Origin of the sequence: Acinetobacter sp. NRRL B-65365 (assembly GCF_001605865.1) — a bacterium.
In the GTDB taxonomy this organism is placed as follows: Bacteria; Pseudomonadota; Gammaproteobacteria; order Pseudomonadales; family Moraxellaceae; genus Acinetobacter; species Acinetobacter vivianii.
The window spans coordinates 11,967-27,810 of record NZ_LRPD01000035.1; the positions used below are offsets into that span (position 1 = coordinate 11,967).

General features: G+C 40.7%; 16 protein-coding genes. 3 read left to right on the forward strand and 13 right to left on the reverse strand.

Annotation, left to right across the window (positions count from 1 at the left end; all coding sequences use genetic code 11):
• Positions 1-52: 52 nt before the first annotated feature.
• The 10 genes from recO to AWW72_RS13205 form a co-directional block, all read right to left on the reverse strand.
• A complete protein-coding gene (gene recO / locus AWW72_RS13160) occupies positions 53-760 on the reverse strand; it encodes a DNA repair protein RecO (protein ID WP_062847623.1) in 708 nt (235 codons plus the stop codon).
• Between the two features lie 9 nt (positions 761-769).
• The gene (locus AWW72_RS13165) at positions 770-967 is read right to left on the reverse strand and encodes an NF038104 family lipoprotein (RefSeq protein ID WP_004771515.1); all 198 of its coding nucleotides are present in this window, start codon (positions 965-967) and stop codon (positions 770-772) included.
• A gap of 15 nt (positions 968-982) precedes the next feature.
• Entirely contained in the window at positions 983-2,008 is a 1,026-nt protein-coding gene (gene era / locus AWW72_RS13170) for a GTPase Era (protein ID WP_062847624.1), read from the reverse strand.
• 4 nt (positions 2,009-2,012) lie between these two features.
• Positions 2,013-2,708, reverse strand: coding sequence for a ribonuclease III (rnc, locus tag AWW72_RS13175; protein ID WP_004771512.1), 696 nt, complete (start codon positions 2,706-2,708; stop codon positions 2,013-2,015).
• The gene (locus tag AWW72_RS13180) at positions 2,677-3,054 is read right to left on the reverse strand and encodes a DUF4845 domain-containing protein (protein ID WP_047432431.1); all 378 of its coding nucleotides are present in this window, start codon (positions 3,052-3,054) and stop codon (positions 2,677-2,679) included. Before AWW72_RS13180 ends, rnc begins: the two co-directional genes overlap by 32 nt.
• Before the next feature lie 24 nt (positions 3,055-3,078).
• Positions 3,079-3,942: a signal peptidase I gene (gene lepB / locus AWW72_RS13185; protein ID WP_062847625.1), complete on the reverse strand. Its 864-nt coding sequence runs from the start codon at positions 3,940-3,942 to the stop codon at positions 3,079-3,081.
• A gap of 72 nt (positions 3,943-4,014) precedes the next feature.
• A complete protein-coding gene (gene lepA / locus AWW72_RS13190; protein ID WP_004771508.1) occupies positions 4,015-5,832 on the reverse strand; it encodes a translation elongation factor 4 in 1,818 nt (605 codons plus the stop codon).
• 977 nt (positions 5,833-6,809) lie between these two features.
• Positions 6,810-6,995 carry a hypothetical protein gene (locus tag AWW72_RS13195; RefSeq protein ID WP_062847626.1) on the reverse strand — a complete coding sequence of 62 codons (186 nt, stop codon included), beginning with the start codon at positions 6,993-6,995 and terminating at the stop codon, positions 6,810-6,812.
• A 246-nt stretch (positions 6,996-7,241) separates the two neighbouring features.
• Complete coding sequence (locus AWW72_RS13200) at positions 7,242-7,691, reverse strand: acyl-CoA thioesterase (protein WP_004771506.1); 450 nt, start codon at positions 7,689-7,691, stop codon at positions 7,242-7,244.
• A gap of 115 nt (positions 7,692-7,806) precedes the next feature.
• Complete coding sequence (locus AWW72_RS13205; protein WP_062847627.1) at positions 7,807-9,183, reverse strand: Do family serine endopeptidase; 1,377 nt, start codon at positions 9,181-9,183, stop codon at positions 7,807-7,809.
• Between the two features lie 383 nt (positions 9,184-9,566).
• On the opposite strand from AWW72_RS13205, the gene nadB reads away from it, so the two are divergent.
• Positions 9,567-11,198, forward strand: a complete 1,632-nt coding sequence (gene nadB, locus AWW72_RS13210) for an L-aspartate oxidase (RefSeq protein ID WP_062847628.1) — start codon at positions 9,567-9,569, stop codon at positions 11,196-11,198.
• A gap of 255 nt (positions 11,199-11,453) precedes the next feature.
• Here the strand turns inward: nadB and tmk are convergent, their stop codons facing one another.
• The 3 genes from tmk to pabC are packed head-to-tail and all read right to left on the reverse strand — an operon-like array spanning position 11,454 to position 13,946.
• Positions 11,454-12,053: a dTMP kinase gene (tmk, locus tag AWW72_RS13215; RefSeq protein ID WP_062847629.1), complete on the reverse strand. Its 600-nt coding sequence runs from the start codon at positions 12,051-12,053 to the stop codon at positions 11,454-11,456.
• Positions 12,053-13,132 carry an endolytic transglycosylase MltG gene (gene mltG, locus AWW72_RS13220; RefSeq protein WP_062847630.1) on the reverse strand — a complete coding sequence of 360 codons (1,080 nt, stop codon included), beginning with the start codon at positions 13,130-13,132 and terminating at the stop codon, positions 12,053-12,055. Before mltG ends, tmk begins: the two co-directional genes overlap by 1 nt.
• A gap of 1 nt (position 13,133) precedes the next feature.
• The gene (gene pabC, locus AWW72_RS13225; RefSeq protein ID WP_062847631.1) at positions 13,134-13,946 is read right to left on the reverse strand and encodes an aminodeoxychorismate lyase; all 813 of its coding nucleotides are present in this window, start codon (positions 13,944-13,946) and stop codon (positions 13,134-13,136) included.
• 251 nt (positions 13,947-14,197) lie between these two features.
• On the opposite strand from pabC, the gene AWW72_RS13230 reads away from it, so the two are divergent.
• Positions 14,198-15,205 carry a sulfate ABC transporter substrate-binding protein gene (locus tag AWW72_RS13230; RefSeq protein WP_062847632.1) on the forward strand — a complete coding sequence of 336 codons (1,008 nt, stop codon included), beginning with the start codon at positions 14,198-14,200 and terminating at the stop codon, positions 15,203-15,205.
• Between the two features lie 31 nt (positions 15,206-15,236).
• Positions 15,237-15,839, forward strand: coding sequence for an RBBP9/YdeN family alpha/beta hydrolase (locus AWW72_RS13235; protein ID WP_062847633.1), 603 nt, complete (start codon positions 15,237-15,239; stop codon positions 15,837-15,839).
• The last annotated feature ends 5 nt before the right edge of the window (positions 15,840-15,844 follow it).

Genomic DNA, 15,844 nt, shown 5'->3' on the forward strand with positions numbered 1-15,844 from the left:
AAATATCCTATCGGTTTAGCCCTGAATAATTATTTTCAATACATCAGGAATATCAAGTTTGTGTACTTTGAATCCAGAGTTGACGGCTTTTGAGTGGCCGGTCACCCAACAATGAGCTAATCATTTGACGGTATAGTTTACCCAATAATTGCAATTGTTCGTGAGAAAAATCCTGACCATCTTCATAGTTTTGCATAGATGTAATCAACGTACCAGAAAGTGTCGAACGTGATGCTTGAGCAACGGGCAGAAAGCCATCATTCAGCTGAAATTGATAATGCCGAAGTGGCAAGATGTCTTGTTGATTTGCATCCACAGAGAAATCGATGGCATAGCCCAACTCTTGCAATAAATCATGCTCGAATTGACGCAGGATTTGTCGTAAGAATAAGGAGGCTTGCTCATGTGAGGCAAGTTGCTGCAATTGCAACAAGGTCAACTGATATTGCTCAAATGTTTGCGGTAAAGCCTCTTCCAGAGGGCAAAGACGCAACACAATTTCATTTAAATAGAAACCGGCAAAAAATGCATCGCCATGAAAGAAAACAGGCTGATTCAGAATTTCCAGTTTAGTGAAATTTTTAAGCTCGGATTTGCCTGTCGCTTGCAAGCAAATAGGTTGATACTGCGGTGGAGGAATCTGTCTTAAGATTCCATCCACCCGACCATATTCTTGTGTAAATAAATGCACAATATGGCTTTTTTCACGATATTTACGATGATGAATCAAATAGCCATGCAGGACTTCATTACGCATCATGGAACGATATTAGTCCTTCTTCTTTTCATCCTTTTCTTCATCATCACCATCAGGAATAACCGCACCTACGACAGCTGCCGTTCCTTTGACTACACCTTTGGTTGTCTTATAAGCCACTTTAACAGGTACAGTTACAAGCTTATGAACACACCCTTGCAACATGAAAATACATGTCACGATTGCGAATACACGAATTGTTGTTTTCATACCTGTTTCCATTGCTTAAATATCGCTATAACCCAAGCTTTTCAAAGCACGCTCATCATCAGACCAGCCGCCTTTGACTTTCACCCAAAGCGTTAGCATGATCTTTTGTTCAAACATTTTTTCCATGTCAGCACGCGCATCCATACCGATACTTTTCAGCTTCGCACCTTTATCACCAATCACAATGGCTTTTTGGCCTTGGCGTTCAACAAAGATCGTCGCATCAATATAAGTACAAGGTGGTTTTAAACGCCCTGTTTTTTCATTTACAGTCGCTTCTTCTGTTTTAAAAGATTCAATCTGTACAGTCAAATCGTATGGTAGCTCTTCACCCAACTGGCGCATGATTTTCTCACGAATAATTTCACTCGCAAGGAAGCGTTCAGAACGGTCAGTAATCTGATCCAGTGAATACAATGGCGGCTGATAAGGCAGATACTTTTCAATCGTATCACGCAAATGCTCAAGATTCGCACCACGCAATGCGGATACAGGAACAATCTCGGCAAAGTTCATTAACTTGGCACGTTCACGAATCAGCGGTAATGCTTCGTTTTTGTTCTCAAAGGTATCCAGCTTATTGATCACAAGAATTACGGGCATATCTGCATTTTTCAGCTTTTCCAAAACCAGTTCATCGTTTTGAGTCCACTTCTGTGCATCAACCACAAATAAAACCAGATTCACATCACGCAATGCTGAATGAGCAGCGCGGTTCATCATTTTATTGATCGCACGCACTTCTTTCTTGTGCATCCCTGGCGTATCAACAAATACCGCCTGTGATTTTTCACGAGAATCAATACCAACAATCTTATGACGTGTGGTTTGTGGCTTACGTGAAGTAATTGACAGTTTTTGACCCAATAAATGGTTCATTAATGTCGACTTACCGACATTTGGGCGACCAACGATCGCAACAAAACCGCTTTTAAAATCAGAAGGAATCGTAGTTCCTTGAGAACTGAAAAATTGATCAATCAAGTTACTGCCGTCTTGCTGCTCAGCTGCTTCTGGCTTATTTTCATTTGAATGGGACATCAGGTTATTGCTCCAATAATTTTAAAATCTCTGCCGCTGCCGTTTGTTCGGCAAAACGACGACTTGAGCCCTCGCCTTGAATTTTTGGCAATCCATCGACCAAACATTCCACTTTGAAATGCTGATTCGGTGCATCGCCCTGAATATCTACAACCTCGTAAACTGGGAGAGGTTTTTTACGTGCTTGTAAATACTCTTGCAAACGTGATTTCGGGTCTTTCAGTTGATCTGTCGGTTCGATATGATCAAGATATGGTTCATACCATTTTAACACAATGCGTTCCAACAGGTTGAGATCATTACAGTCTAAATAAATAGCACCAATAATTGCTTCAACTGTGTCTGCCAAAATAGATTCACGGTGATGACCACCTGATTTTAGCTCGCCAGTGCTTAAAATTAATGACCGACTCAGTTGTAAATCATTTGCGATTTTTCCTAACGCTTCCTGTCGAACCAAAGTCGCACGCATTCGCGTTAAGCGGCCTTCATTTTCCAGTGGATAGGCATTGTACAAATAATTCGCAACGATCATTCCCAATAATGAATCGCCTAGAAATTCTAGGCGTTCATAATTGTGTTTATGGCTGACAGAACGATGGGTTAAGGCCAGTTTTAACAAATCAATCTGTTTAAACTGGTGACCGATTCGTCCTTGCAACCGAGTATCATTGAGCTTGTTTTGCAGATTTTTGGTCAAAAGTCTTCTCAAAGGTCATAACTAGACTAATATTTAGCATGAAAGGCTTACGGATTTCATACTTCTTTACTACGACAAGATCATCTTTATAAGTCACTTGCGCAATATCCTTAAAATGTAGATCACGGATACCGTTCATATCAAAACGTTGATCCATCTGAGAGGCGAACTTACTTGGTGTAATGTTCGCAGGGCTATCTTTTAATAAGCCTTCAATCTGACTATTAATCAGCTTGTCATCCCAGTATGCTGGCCAGATCGCAATTGCTGCTTTTACAGCAACTGCAAATAAAACCACCCCAAATAAAATTGCAATATACGAAGTCCCAAGTTGAGATTTACGCATCTTTATATTTCCTTTATGTTTTTATCAATCAATCTTACCATTTCGGTTGAAACTTGGAAGATTAAAGCCTGGCTCTTTATGCATCCATATATAAAAAGCTCGACCTGTTAAATTCGCTTCAGGTACAAAGCCCCAAAAACGACTATCCGCACTTTGGTCACGGTTATCGCCCATTGCGAAATATTGACCTTCAGGCACGGTGACTTCCCAATCCTGTCCATTGCTTTTGATAAAGACGTCATTGGCTTTAGCAACAAATGGAACCAAGGCTTCAGCACCTTTTAATTGCGCAAACTGGAATTGCTCAATCAGTGGGTTACGCCCTTCTAGATAACGGATCAAATGTTGGTGTTCACCTAATGTTTCTTTAAAATACAAAGCCGTTGGTGTGTCTTGCTGGTCTTTCACACGTGAGAATTGCGTTGCGACTTTTGCAATTTGCTGACCATTAATCGTCAACTCACCCGCTTTAAACTGGATATGGTCACCCGGCAAACCCACTACACGCTTGATATAGCTAATCGTTGGTTGTGGTGGATAACGGAATACAATCACTTCACCACGTTTCGGCTCACCAACATTGACAACTTTAGTGTTCACTACAGGGAGACGTAAACCATAATCAAATTTATTCACCAGAATAAAATCACCTGTCTCCAAGGTAGGTACCATCGAGTCAGAAGGAATATTAAATGGTTCATATAAGAAAGAACGTAGAATCAGCACGACTGCCAACACTGGCCAGAAGTCATATGCCCATGTGATAAGAAAATGTTCCTGATTCCGCCCTCTATTTGCACGTTGTTTAAATACAAATTTATCAAGCAACCACACCAAAAAGAAAATCAGCGTCGCTGGTACCAGAATCAAATTAAAATCAAAATCCACAAACCCTCTCTTGCAGTCTCACTGCTCGTTTTGCAGCTGGGTAAAACCAGAGGTTTCCCCAGCCTCATTTCTTTATCTATCGACTTTCAATACAGCCAAGAACGCTTCTTGCGGAATTTCAACACTTCCCACTTGCTTCATACGCTTCTTACCTTCTTTCTGCTTCGCAAGAAGTTTCTTCTTACGTGAAACGTCACCACCATAACATTTAGCCAATACGTTTTTACGCATCGCTTTTACAGTAGAGCGGGCAATGATCTGTGCACCAATCGCGGCCTGAATCGCAACATCGTACATTTGACGTGGAATGAGATCTTTCATTTTCTCAACCAGTGCAATACCACGATGACGCGCATCTTGACGGTGGCAAATCATTGCCAAGGCATCAACCTTCTCGCTATTAATTAATACATCCACCTTAACCAAAGCTGAACTTTCGAAACGAACAAAGTTATAGTCGAGTGATGCAAAACCACGTGAACATGATTTTAATTTGTCAAAGAAATCCATGACCACTTCTGCCATTGGAATTTCAAAAGTCACGGAAACCTGATTACCCAAGAATTTCATATCTTTTTGTACACCACGACGCTCGATACACAAGGTCATGACATTACCTAAATATTCTTGTGGCACAAGGATATGACATTCTGCAATTGGTTCACGTAAGTCTTCAACTGTAGAACCGTCAGGCATTTTTGATGGACTATCGATATAAATAATATCGCCTTTCTTAGTCAGCGCTTCATAAATTACCGTTGGAGCAGAACTAATCAGATCAAGATCGTATTCACGCTCTAAACGCTCTTGTACGATTTCCATGTGTAGCATTCCCAAGAAGCCACAACGGAAACCAAAGCCTAATGCATCTGAACTTTCAGGTTCAAAGAATAAAGCCGAATCGTTAATCTGTAGTTTTTGTAACGCTTCACGGAACGGTTCAAAGTCACTTGAATCAATCGGGAAAAGTCCAGCATATACCTGTGGTTTTACCTTTTTAAAACCAGGTAATGTTTCAACTTCAGGCGTAGACGAAAGCGTGATGGTATCACCGACTGGCGCACCAAAAATATCTTTAATACCTGCAATCACGAAGCCAACTTCACCCGCTTCGAGGATGTCAGTTTCGGTGTGTTTCGGATTAAAAACACCAACAGAAGTTACAGGATGAGTTTGACCTGTCGATTTCACCAACATCTTGTCGCCCTTACGGATACGACCTTGCTTGATACGGACGAGGGAAACAACACCTAAATAGTTGTCAAACCATGAGTCAATAATTAATGCCTGTAATGGCGCATCACGGTCACCTTCAGGTGCTGGAATGACATCCACAAGACGCTCTAGAACGCCTTCAACACCTAGACCAGTTTTTGCAGAACAAGTTGGTGCATCTGTCGCTTCAATCCCGATAATTTCTTCAATTTCGTGAATGACACGTTCAGGCTCTGCCTGAGGCAAGTCAATCTTGTTCAAGATTGGTAAAACCTCTAAGCCCTGTTCAATTGCGGTATAGCAGTTAGCAACAGACTGCGCCTCAACCCCTTGTGCAGCATCGACAACCAGCAATGCCCCTTCACAAGCGGCCAAAGAACGTGATACTTCATAAGAGAAGTCAACGTGCCCTGGGGTATCAATAAAGTTTAATTGATATTCCTGACCATTCGGATGCGTGTAATACAACGTCACCGAAGCGGCTTTAATTGTAATCCCACGCTCACGCTCAAGCTCCATAGAGTCTAATACTTGAGCTTGCATCTCACGATCTTGTAAACCACCGCACATTTGAATGAAACGGTCAGCCAGCGTTGACTTACCGTGGTCAATGTGTGCAATGATCGAGAAATTGCGTATATTTTTGATATCTACGGATTTTTTAGCTTGCGCCATGGGTTACCTTAAGAATATGTACACAACAATCTATTCAATTAAATAACTGACTATTGTTGCGAAAAATAATGTTTAAAAAGTTCGGCACAGTATAAGCACAACAATGTTAAAAATATAGTGTTAAAAGTATATGTGACTTAGACTACATCGCGATGAAGGAAGCAATCTAACAAGGAGCAGTCGATTTCCTGAAGCAGAACAGAACGATCCAATTAAAAAAGCCAAATGCGCCTTTTTGATCGTACAAAGTAGAGAATAGAGATATTAGCTAGGCGAATACCATGCCAGCTTTATTTGAATAATTTTAACCTTATACATGGCAACTTTAACATTAGTAGATCACAAGACATTGAACTGAGCGATAAGGACTCAAGTACAACTATAAAGACAATATGATTCGCTTTCCTCTCTTCCTAGCACTTACCTACATTTCACTTAGATTACTCATTTTAAAATCAATTTGGGTTGATGTAATAAAAATAAAGAACAAGAGTCGCGAGCAAAAGGCTTGCAAGTGTTAAATAACATCCCACTGTATTAAAGCTTTTTACGAATTTTAAGATGTCCATATTTCATAATTTTTGAAAAAGTTGTGACTATTATCACAGATTTACAGAAAAATGGTGAAACAACTGCCGATAAAAGCATCAATTAAGCCGACAAACTCCCCATATCCTTTTTAACAATCGTTTTCCCGATCAAGCAATCAAAGCAACATCTCAAAATATAGAAATGAATCCCTATCGATCACCTCAAGACTTATCTACGCTCTGCCAATAGCAATAAGCCTTCCTTACTAGAGACACCTCAATGACATCGCTAGATCAAACCTAATTTTTTATATTCTTGAATAGTAGATATAGAGCTTAGTGAGGCGCCAGTTTCAGACTAAAAGCAAATACTTCATCATGCACAGCAATTTGATCCAAGAAAAAAGCCGCACTTTAGCAGTACGGCTCTTTAATTATCTTTTTTAATTATTCAATTTTATGCCAGAACATCACAGTTAATTTAAACTCATATTTAATTAAAAAAGCGCAAGCAATTAGACCAAGACCTACACACACAAGTGTCATATCAAAAATAATACTTCCGATCACCAGTACAACGCCTGCAAATAAAAACAGCAAATAAAAAACAACAACCCCTAAGTTGTCATTCATCATGTTCCCCGAAACACAATATAAGAGCCTACAAATTAAACAATATACAAAAATAATACAATTACCTTGATATATTGAATTTTTCGCATAAACCAACGTATTCAAACGTTTTTTTGAGTGTCGAAGCTGTGATTATGTTAATTGGTTAACTTTTCTTTTACTTATTTTGATAAATAAATCATAAAAAGCAGCCAAGCATGTACCGTCCAGCTGCCCTCCTGTCTTTAAATGTTAAAGTGACTAAGACTATTCATATGAAATTGAAAAATCCATTGGATTTAAATCTGGCGAAATCGGCTGATAGGCTTGCGTAAAACTTGGTGACATCCGTTTTGGGCGACCTGTTTCGATTTCGATACAGGCCCATTTGGTATTTCCAACAAACAGTACACTTTGGTCTTTAGGGCGATAAAATGCATACTGGCGAAAAGAGTACAGTGCATTAATATCATCCAGCCACGTCCTCAAGATCACCTCTTCACCTTCCAGAGCTGCTTTACGATATTGCACATGATGCTCGACAGCCACCATTGCATGTTTAAGTTCAAGATATTGAGCAAGACCCAAACCCAAAGTTTCTATATGCGCTGCGGCGACATCCTGCATCCACTGAATGTACATCACATTATTAACATGGCCCAGCACATCAATATGCTCAGGCTGAACTTGTATTTTTAAATCAAAAATCGTACTCATAATCTAGCTTATTTCATCAATCAAAGTTCAGCGACATACACTAGTCTAAATACAACTGTATTTCAAAATAAAAACCACCCTAAATTAGAGTGGTTTTTATCAATCACAATCAGGTTTAAGGTAAACGTAAACCTAAAATCGCACGTTGTCCTTGACGAATAATCGTTACACGCGCAACACTATTTTTTGGTAAAGCGCCCACAGTTTTAGCGAACATCTGGCTATTGGTAATCGCTGTACCATTGACTTGTACAATCACATCGCCCGCCACCAGATTCGATAATGATGCAAGCCCACCACGCTTCACATCCTGAATCAGAATACCGCTACGAACATCTAAACGCGCTTGCTCAGCAGCAGTCAGGTCACGAATACTCATGCCTAAACCGCTAGTCGGATTATTTTTCTCGGCATCAGCAGCTGTATCATCTGGTGCAGTGCCCAATGTCGCAGCAATGGTACGCGTTTTATCATCACGTAAAATTTCTAGCTGAACAGTTTGATTTGGAGCAATACGATTCAGTGCATAAAGTAGATCACCCGTACGCGAAATCGGTGCACCATTGGCTTTCAAGATGACATCACCCGATTTTAGGCCTGCTTTTTCAGCAGGTGATTTTGGTGCGACCTGAGTAATCAATGAACCTTCTGGTTTCGGCAACTTATATGCTTCTGCCAAGTTACGGTCAATATCTTGCATCATGATCCCAAGATAAGAACGTGTCACTTTACCCGTCGTTTTCAACTGTTGTACGACGTCCATCGCCACATCAATTGGAATCGAGAAGGACAAGCCCATATAACCGCCCGTACCACTAAAGATACGCGAGTTAACGCCCACCACTTCACCACGCTGGTTAAACAACGGACCACCAGAGTTACCCGGATTCAATGCAGCATCAGTTTGGATAAATGGAACTGAAGTCTCGCCACTCATATTACGAGATTTTGCACTTACAATCCCTGCTGAAGCTGAATAGTCAAAACCAAAAGGTGAACCAATTGCGAGTACAGGCTCGCCTACACGCAGTTGATCCACATTACCAATTCTTAATTCTGGGAAATTGCTTCCATTCACTTTAAGCAAAGCAATATCAGTACGTTCATCACTACCTACAAGCGTCGCATCCAGTTCACGGCGATCATTCAGGATAATACTGATACGGGAAGCATTATCAACCACATGACGATTCGTTAATAAATAACCGTCCTTGCCAATAAAGAATGCACTGCCATAACCCGTTTTTTCCTGTGGCCCCTGCTGTTGCGGGATAATCACCTGATTACCAAAAAAACGACGCAAGATTTCAGGAACTTGTTGTTGTAATAACTCTTCCTGAGTCATTTTCTTTACAACGTTGACACTCACAACAGCAGGACTAACCTGCTCAACGAGGTTTGAAAAATCTACTGGTGAGGCAGCGTTGACTTGAGCAGCTGCTATCGTAAATACAGCAGCATACATTCCTTGTTGTAAATAGCGACTTTTCATGAAGCAAGAACCTACATACTGATGATTAAAATAAATGTTATGGTCTATGTTTGTAGCATAACCCTACCATTCTTTTCGTAAAAAAATGTTTATATTTTCAATGCATACAACGAAATAGACAGATGAAATGTGAATAAATTATGGAGACAATTCCAGACATTCAAATTTCATCTAAGGTTTTATATTGAGCAGCTTAATTCTAGATTAAAACAATGTACTGAAAGGTAATCGTTTTCTGATATAAGACAAAATATACAAATAATAATTGGTGAATAAATCGCATTCGCTAAAAATTCACTCAATTTCAGGCAGATTAGCCCTTGCCTTTTTGACAAAAAAGCGGTGTCATTAGCGAACGTTTAAAACTGAAGCAGATCGACGACATGCCTGATTTAAAAACAATTCACCATTTTGATGTGATTATTGTGGGCAGTGGTGGTGCAGGTTTAAGCCTCGCACTCTCTTTACCAAGTCATTATAACATTGCAATTCTAGCCAAAGCCGCGCTGACAGAAGCCAGTACCTTCTATGCTCAAGGCGGTGTTGCTGCAGTCTTAGACGAAACAGATTCTATTCAACAACACATTAATGACACTATGATTGCAGGTGGTCATCTGTGTGAACTGGATGCAGTGAAGCATACGGTTGAAGGTGGTAAACCTTCGGTGGATTTCCTGCTTAAGCAAGGCGTGCAATTTACTTTAGATGATGATGAGCAATTACACCTGACTCGTGAAGGTGGTCACTCACAACGTCGTATCATTCATTCTGCCGATGCAACAGGTAAAGCCATTTCAACCACATTGGTTGAACGCGCAAAAGAACGAAAAAATATTACGATCTTTGAAAATTATATTGCGATCGATTTAATTACCCTGCACAAACTCGGTCATCATCATCAGGCCAATCGCTCGATCGGTCTATATGCTTTAGATGAAATCAACGAACAGGTTCATACTTTCCTCGCACCATTTACAGCTTTGGCCTGCGGCGGTGCAATGAAAGCTTATCTCTACACGTCTAATCCAGATATTGCGACTGGTGATGGAATTGCCATGGCCTATCGTGCAGGTTGCCGTGTCGCCAATATGGAATTTAACCAATTCCATCCGACCTGTTTATATCATCCAAAAGCGCGTTCTTTCTTAATTACTGAAGCAATGCGTGGTGAAGGTGCTTATTTGCGCTTACCAGATGGCGAGCGTTTCATGCTGCGTTTTGATGAACGTGCTGAACTTGCACCGCGTGATATTGTGGCACGTACTATCGACCATGAAATCAAACGTTTAGGGATTCGTCACGTCTGGTTAGACATTACCCATAAATCACCAGAGTTTATTACTGAACACTTCCCAACACTGTATGCCCGTTTGCTGGAACTGGGTATTGATATCACCAAAGATATGATCCCTGTTGTACCTGCAGCGCATTACACCTGTGGCGGTGTGGTAGTCGATGAGCATAGCCAAACGGATTTAGACGGTTTATATGCGATTGGTGAGACCTCTTATACGGGTTTACATGGCGCTAACCGTATGGCAAGTAATTCATTACTCGAATGCTTCGTTTACGGTATGAGTGCAGCAGAAGATATCGAACAAAAGTTTGATGCAGACTTTAAACTGCCAGAAGTCCCTTCTTGGGATGAAACGCAAGTCACCGATGCAGATGAAGATGTGGTGATTCTGCAAAACTGGGATGAACTGCGTTCGACCATGTGGAACTATGTCGGTATTGTACGTACCACGAAGCGTTTGCAACGTGCTTTACATCGTATAGAAATGTTGAAACGTGAAATTACTGAGTATTATCAGGATTATCGTGTCAGCAAAAACTTGATTGAGTTACGTAACCTAGTTCTGGTTTCAGAAATGATTGTACGTTGTGCAATGGAGCGTAAGGAATCGCGTGGTTTACATTACACGCTGGATTATCCAGAACTCTCGAATGAGATTCGTAAGACGGTACTCACGCCACCAAACTTTAAAGTGGAACAACCGTTGGTGAATGAATAGGACTTTTAATTTATTCATCTATTATTTTTTTAATTGGCACTGCCTCATATAGCCAAAATAATTAAATATTGTTTATATAGGCGATACATTACTTTGAAGGATCAAAGTAATCAAAATCCCTTGTTGGACAGAGGGTACATCCTTGTTACCCCTGCCCAACTGGCGGCATCCATGCCGCCGTTCTCGATCGTAAATAGCAACTTGAATTCAAGTACTAAGAATCAGGCTATTGTCAGATTTGATATTGCTTAGAGCCTATTTCAAATATTGCAGTGCCTCTTCAAACACTACATCAGCATTCTGTGTGGCATCCAAACGCTTCATCCGTTCAGGCTGTGCCTGCCATAAAGCCTCATAACCCGCACGCACTTTGGCAAAGAAACTCAACTTCTCTTGCTCAAAACGATCCAGTGCACCACGCTCTCGCGCACGGGTCATGCCCAATTCAATCGGTGCATCTAACCAAAAGGTAATATTTGGCATTTTCGCGACAAAAGTTTGATTCAAGAGTTGAAGCTTTTCCTGACTTAAACCACGTCCAGAACACTGATAAGCAAAGCTGGCATCGGTAAAACGATCGCTCAGCACAATCTTCCCTGCCGCTAATGCAGGTAAAATGACTTGCTGTAAATGCTGTGCACGGGCAGCATAAATCAACAACAGCTCAGTATCATGACTCATTTGCTCTTCATGATTCACGGCCAATAATAATGAACGAATTTGTTCAGCCAATGGTGTACCGCCCGGTTCACGGGTTAACACCACTTCTTTACCTTGCTGTTCAAAGTACTGATGAATTTTACGAATCAGCGTGGTCTTCCCTACGCCTTCCGTCCCTTCAAAACTAATAAACATTATTCGCCCTGCTTTTTCTTTGAACGTAGCACAGTTAAATATTCTTGCACTGCGCGATTATGGTCTTCTAAAGACGCGGTAAATTTATGCCCACCATTACCTGTGGCAACGAAATAGATATTTTTAGCATCATCAGGATGCATCGCTGCTTCAATTGCTTTCTTACTTGGCAAAGCAATTGGTGTTGGAGGTAAACCATTAATGGTATAGGTGTTATACGCAGTCGGCGTACGTAAATCATTACGGGTGATATTGCCTTTATAATTGTCACCCATGCCGTAAATGACAGTTGGGTCGGTTTGCAAACGCATCCCCATTTTCAAACGACGCACAAATACACCTGAAACCTGTTCTAATTCGCTGTCTAAACTGGTTTCTTTCTCGATAATCGAAGCCATGATTAACGCTTCATACTTATCTTTATAGGGTAAATTCGGTGCTTTTTTTGCCCAAGCGTCATCCAGTGATTTCATCTGACGGCGATACAAATCAGTTAAGATTTTTTTATCCGTTTCGCCTTTGGCAAAGAAATAGGTATCAGGTGCAAACAAGCCTTCTGGATGTGTATACGGAATATCTAATTGTTTTAATAATTCAGATTGAGGAAGGTCTAACAGTGTATTGGTGACATTCGAGTCTTTTCTTAAACTCTGGATCAACTGAGAAAAAGTGGTTCCTTCAATCACCAAAATACGATTCATTTGTGCATTGTCCGCATCAGACAACATATCCATGACTTGACGGATACTCATGCCCTGCGAAATTTCATAGACACCTGCTTTCATAGTGTCGTGAATCATAAACTTCTGATAAAGCTTTAGAACAATTGGAAAATTCACGTTATTTTCTTTGGCTAAACGATCAATAAATCGAGAATACGTATCGCCAGAAGAAATCACTAAAAGTTGCTTCTTACCTTCTATAGGATAATTTTTAAATAAACTTGACCATACAATGCCAAAGATCGCCAATACAAAGATAACAATGGCGATCAAAAAGGCTTTAAAAAAAGAAAATCTGGATTTCGGTTTAGCTTTGGGCTTTTTCTTACTTTTGCTGGAACTAGGCGGCTTTGGCATATTAATCAATCTGGCTAAGTTTTAAAGTTTCAAATAAATCAAGATAAGGTTGTTGCTCTAAACAACGGTCATGAAATCGAATCACCGCTTTCATCGGGTGCAAAGCATTGCAGAAAAATAAACTCTGAATACGTCCAATTTCATTCATATCAATACAACGCTGCTCACAAGGAACATGATACTGCTGCATTCGTGACAAAATTTTGGCGCGCATCACACCGTGGACGCCATTATAGCGAAGTTCTGGCGTAATCCACCGATCATTTATACGAATAAAACAATTACTGCTCACCCCTTCAACAATAGTGCCCTGCACATCACTGACCAGTGCTTCCAGCCAGCCTTGCTGATCTGCCTCTTGCTTGAGTAATACCTGCTCCAGTCTATTTAATGTTTTTAATCCAACCAGATGCGGCATGTTCAATCCCAACGCATGATTTAACATGCCACTTTCAATCCATTCTGGTTGAAAAGCCTGTGTCACTCTTGGGTAATACCAGACATAGATGTCGGCAGCATGCAGCGGCAAACTATAACCTCGATCACCTTCACCGCGGCTAATTACCACTTTTAAAGTGCCATTGAGATTTGAATGTTGCTGCTGTAAATGCACAAATGACTTTTCAATCAAGGATAAATCTGCATCCAGACTTAAGCCTATACAGGCCAGTTTTAAACGTGCAAAGTGCAGTTCTTTTAGCTCAAAATTTCCATGAAAAATACGTGCAGTGGTAAAACAGCCATCACCGTAATGAAAAGCCCGGTCTAATAAAGGAATGGAGTCAATCAACTGTCCATTTTTATAACACTGCATGATCTAGGCACCTATCCACTCTATACAAGACCTTCTATGACAAGAAATAAGCCATTGATTTTAAATGAGTATAACAATTAACAGCTGGAATTAAAAATTTCTTATTTATCAATAATTCAGCAAAGCTTATCTCTTTTATCTATTTCTATTTTTTTCATAACAAATTCGGTTTTAATTATTTTTTTTGCAAAAAAACTGGCGTTATGCTGCGTACATATTCCAAACAGTGATTTAGTTTTAAGGGGTTTCTCATGCGTTTTTCTCAAGTTAAAGTCGGCATCATTGCCGCACTACTCTCCGTTTCATCATTTGCGGCACAAGAATTTTTAAACGTTTCTTATGATCCGACTCGTGAACTCTATACAGATTTCAATAAACAATTCGGTACGTTCTGGAAACAACGTACGGGTCAAGACATCGACTTTAAACAATCACACGGCGGCTCAGGTAAACAAGCCCGTGCCGTGATTGATGGCTTGAATGCAGACGTGGTCACACTTGCGCTTGCAGCAGACATTGATGAAATCGCTCAAAATGCAAAATTACTTCCAGCGGATTGGCAAAAGAAATTACCGAACAACTCTACGCCATATACCTCAACCATTGTCTTCCTCGTTCGTAAAGGCAACCCAAAACAAATCAAAGATTGGGGTGACTTGATTAAACCAGGTGTAGAAATCATTACACCAAACCCAAAAACTTCAGGTGGTGCACGTTGGAACTACTTAGGTGCATGGGCTTGGGCTAAACATCAAAAAGGTGGTAACGACGCCAAAGCACAAGAATTTGTTCGTCAAATTTACAAACAAACCAAAGTTCTTGACTCTGGTGCCCGTGGTGCAACCACAACCTTTGCTGAACGCGGTATTGGTGACGTATTACTGGCTTGGGAAAATGAAGCTTACCTTGCAGTACGTGAGCAACCAGGCAAATTCGAAATCATTACCCCTTCTCTGTCAATTCTTGCAGAACCACCAGTGGCAGTTGTAGAAAAAAATGCTGAGAAAAAAGGTAACTTACAAATCGCTCGTGGTTACTTGAACTATCTGTATTCACCAGCAGGTCAAGAGATTGCTGCACGTAATTTCTATCGCCCACGTAATGCAGCGGTATTAAAGAAATATAGCAATGTATTCAAACCACTCAAACTTGTGACAATTGATCAAGAGTTTGGCGGCTGGACCAAAGTACAAAAGACTCACTTTGATAACGGCGGTGTGTTTGACCAAATCGTCAAACTCAACAACTCAGGGAAATAATTTACTCAGCGGGTAAATAGGGAGAGCGGACATGATTCATACTGTAATTGTTCCAGGTGTAGGTGGTAGCGAAGCGCAGCATTGGCAGTCTTGGTTACAACAGCAACTCGTGTCTAGCTCTCGCGTTCAACAGAAGCATTGGGATCGTCCTGTGCTCAGTGAATGGGTTGCCCAATTTGTTAAAATGGTTGTTGCTGCCCCAGCACCTGTTCAAATCGTTGCTCATAGCTTTGGTTGCTTAACCAGTGTTGCTGCGCTAGCGGAACATCCTGAACTCAGAGCTAAAGTGAAAAATCTGGTGTTGGTTGCCCCTGCAAATCCTGCACGATTTGGTGAAGCAGGCTTTGCCCGCCACAGCTTGACTGACTATAAACAGTATTTTCAGCAACTTAAAATTGATGTACCAACCACGTTATTGATTAGCGAAAATGATCCTTGGCTAGGTTATGTCGATGCCTTACAACTGGCACATGCTTGGAAATTGACACCCATCAATTTAGGTCCAGTCGGTCATATTAATGTTGCTTCCGGATTTGGCCCTTTCCCAGAGATTCTGAACTACTTGCTGCCTGAAAAAAAGACGCAGCTCGTCGCCCGAATGAGTCAGGCAAATTTTAATCTGAAATTTGCCTAACACCG

What these genes read in the sequence shown, in the direction of transcription:
- AWW72_RS13165 (WP_004771515.1), bottom strand. Translation starts at nt 967, where the DNA reads ATGAAAACAACAATTCGTGTATTCGCAATCGTGACATGTATTTTCATG.
- AWW72_RS13205 (WP_062847627.1), bottom strand. Translation starts at nt 9,183, where the DNA reads ATGAAAAGTCGCTATTTACAACAAGGAATGTATGCTGCTGTATTTACG.
- pabC (WP_062847631.1), bottom strand. Translation starts at nt 13,946, where the DNA reads ATGCAGTGTTATAAAAATGGACAGTTGATTGACTCCATTCCTTTATTA.
- AWW72_RS13230 (WP_062847632.1), top strand. Translation starts at nt 14,198, where the DNA reads ATGCGTTTTTCTCAAGTTAAAGTCGGCATCATTGCCGCACTACTCTCC.
- AWW72_RS13235 (WP_062847633.1), top strand. Translation starts at nt 15,237, where the DNA reads ATGATTCATACTGTAATTGTTCCAGGTGTAGGTGGTAGCGAAGCGCAG.
- era (WP_062847624.1), bottom strand. Translation starts at nt 2,008, where the DNA reads ATGTCCCATTCAAATGAAAATAAGCCAGAAGCAGCTGAGCAGCAAGAC.
- recO (WP_062847623.1), bottom strand. Translation starts at nt 760, where the DNA reads ATGATGCGTAATGAAGTCCTGCATGGCTATTTGATTCATCATCGTAAA.
- AWW72_RS13200 (WP_004771506.1), bottom strand. Translation starts at nt 7,691, where the DNA reads ATGAGTACGATTTTTGATTTAAAAATACAAGTTCAGCCTGAGCATATT.
- nadB (WP_062847628.1), top strand. Translation starts at nt 9,567, where the DNA reads ATGCCTGATTTAAAAACAATTCACCATTTTGATGTGATTATTGTGGGC.
- tmk (WP_062847629.1), bottom strand. Translation starts at nt 12,053, where the DNA reads ATGTTTATTAGTTTTGAAGGGACGGAAGGCGTAGGGAAGACCACGCTG.
- AWW72_RS13180 (WP_047432431.1), bottom strand. Translation starts at nt 3,054, where the DNA reads ATGCGTAAATCTCAACTTGGGACTTCGTATATTGCAATTTTATTTGGG.
- AWW72_RS13195 (WP_062847626.1), bottom strand. Translation starts at nt 6,995, where the DNA reads ATGAATGACAACTTAGGGGTTGTTGTTTTTTATTTGCTGTTTTTATTT.
- mltG (WP_062847630.1), bottom strand. Translation starts at nt 13,132, where the DNA reads ATGCCAAAGCCGCCTAGTTCCAGCAAAAGTAAGAAAAAGCCCAAAGCT.
- lepA (WP_004771508.1), bottom strand. Translation starts at nt 5,832, where the DNA reads ATGGCGCAAGCTAAAAAATCCGTAGATATCAAAAATATACGCAATTTC.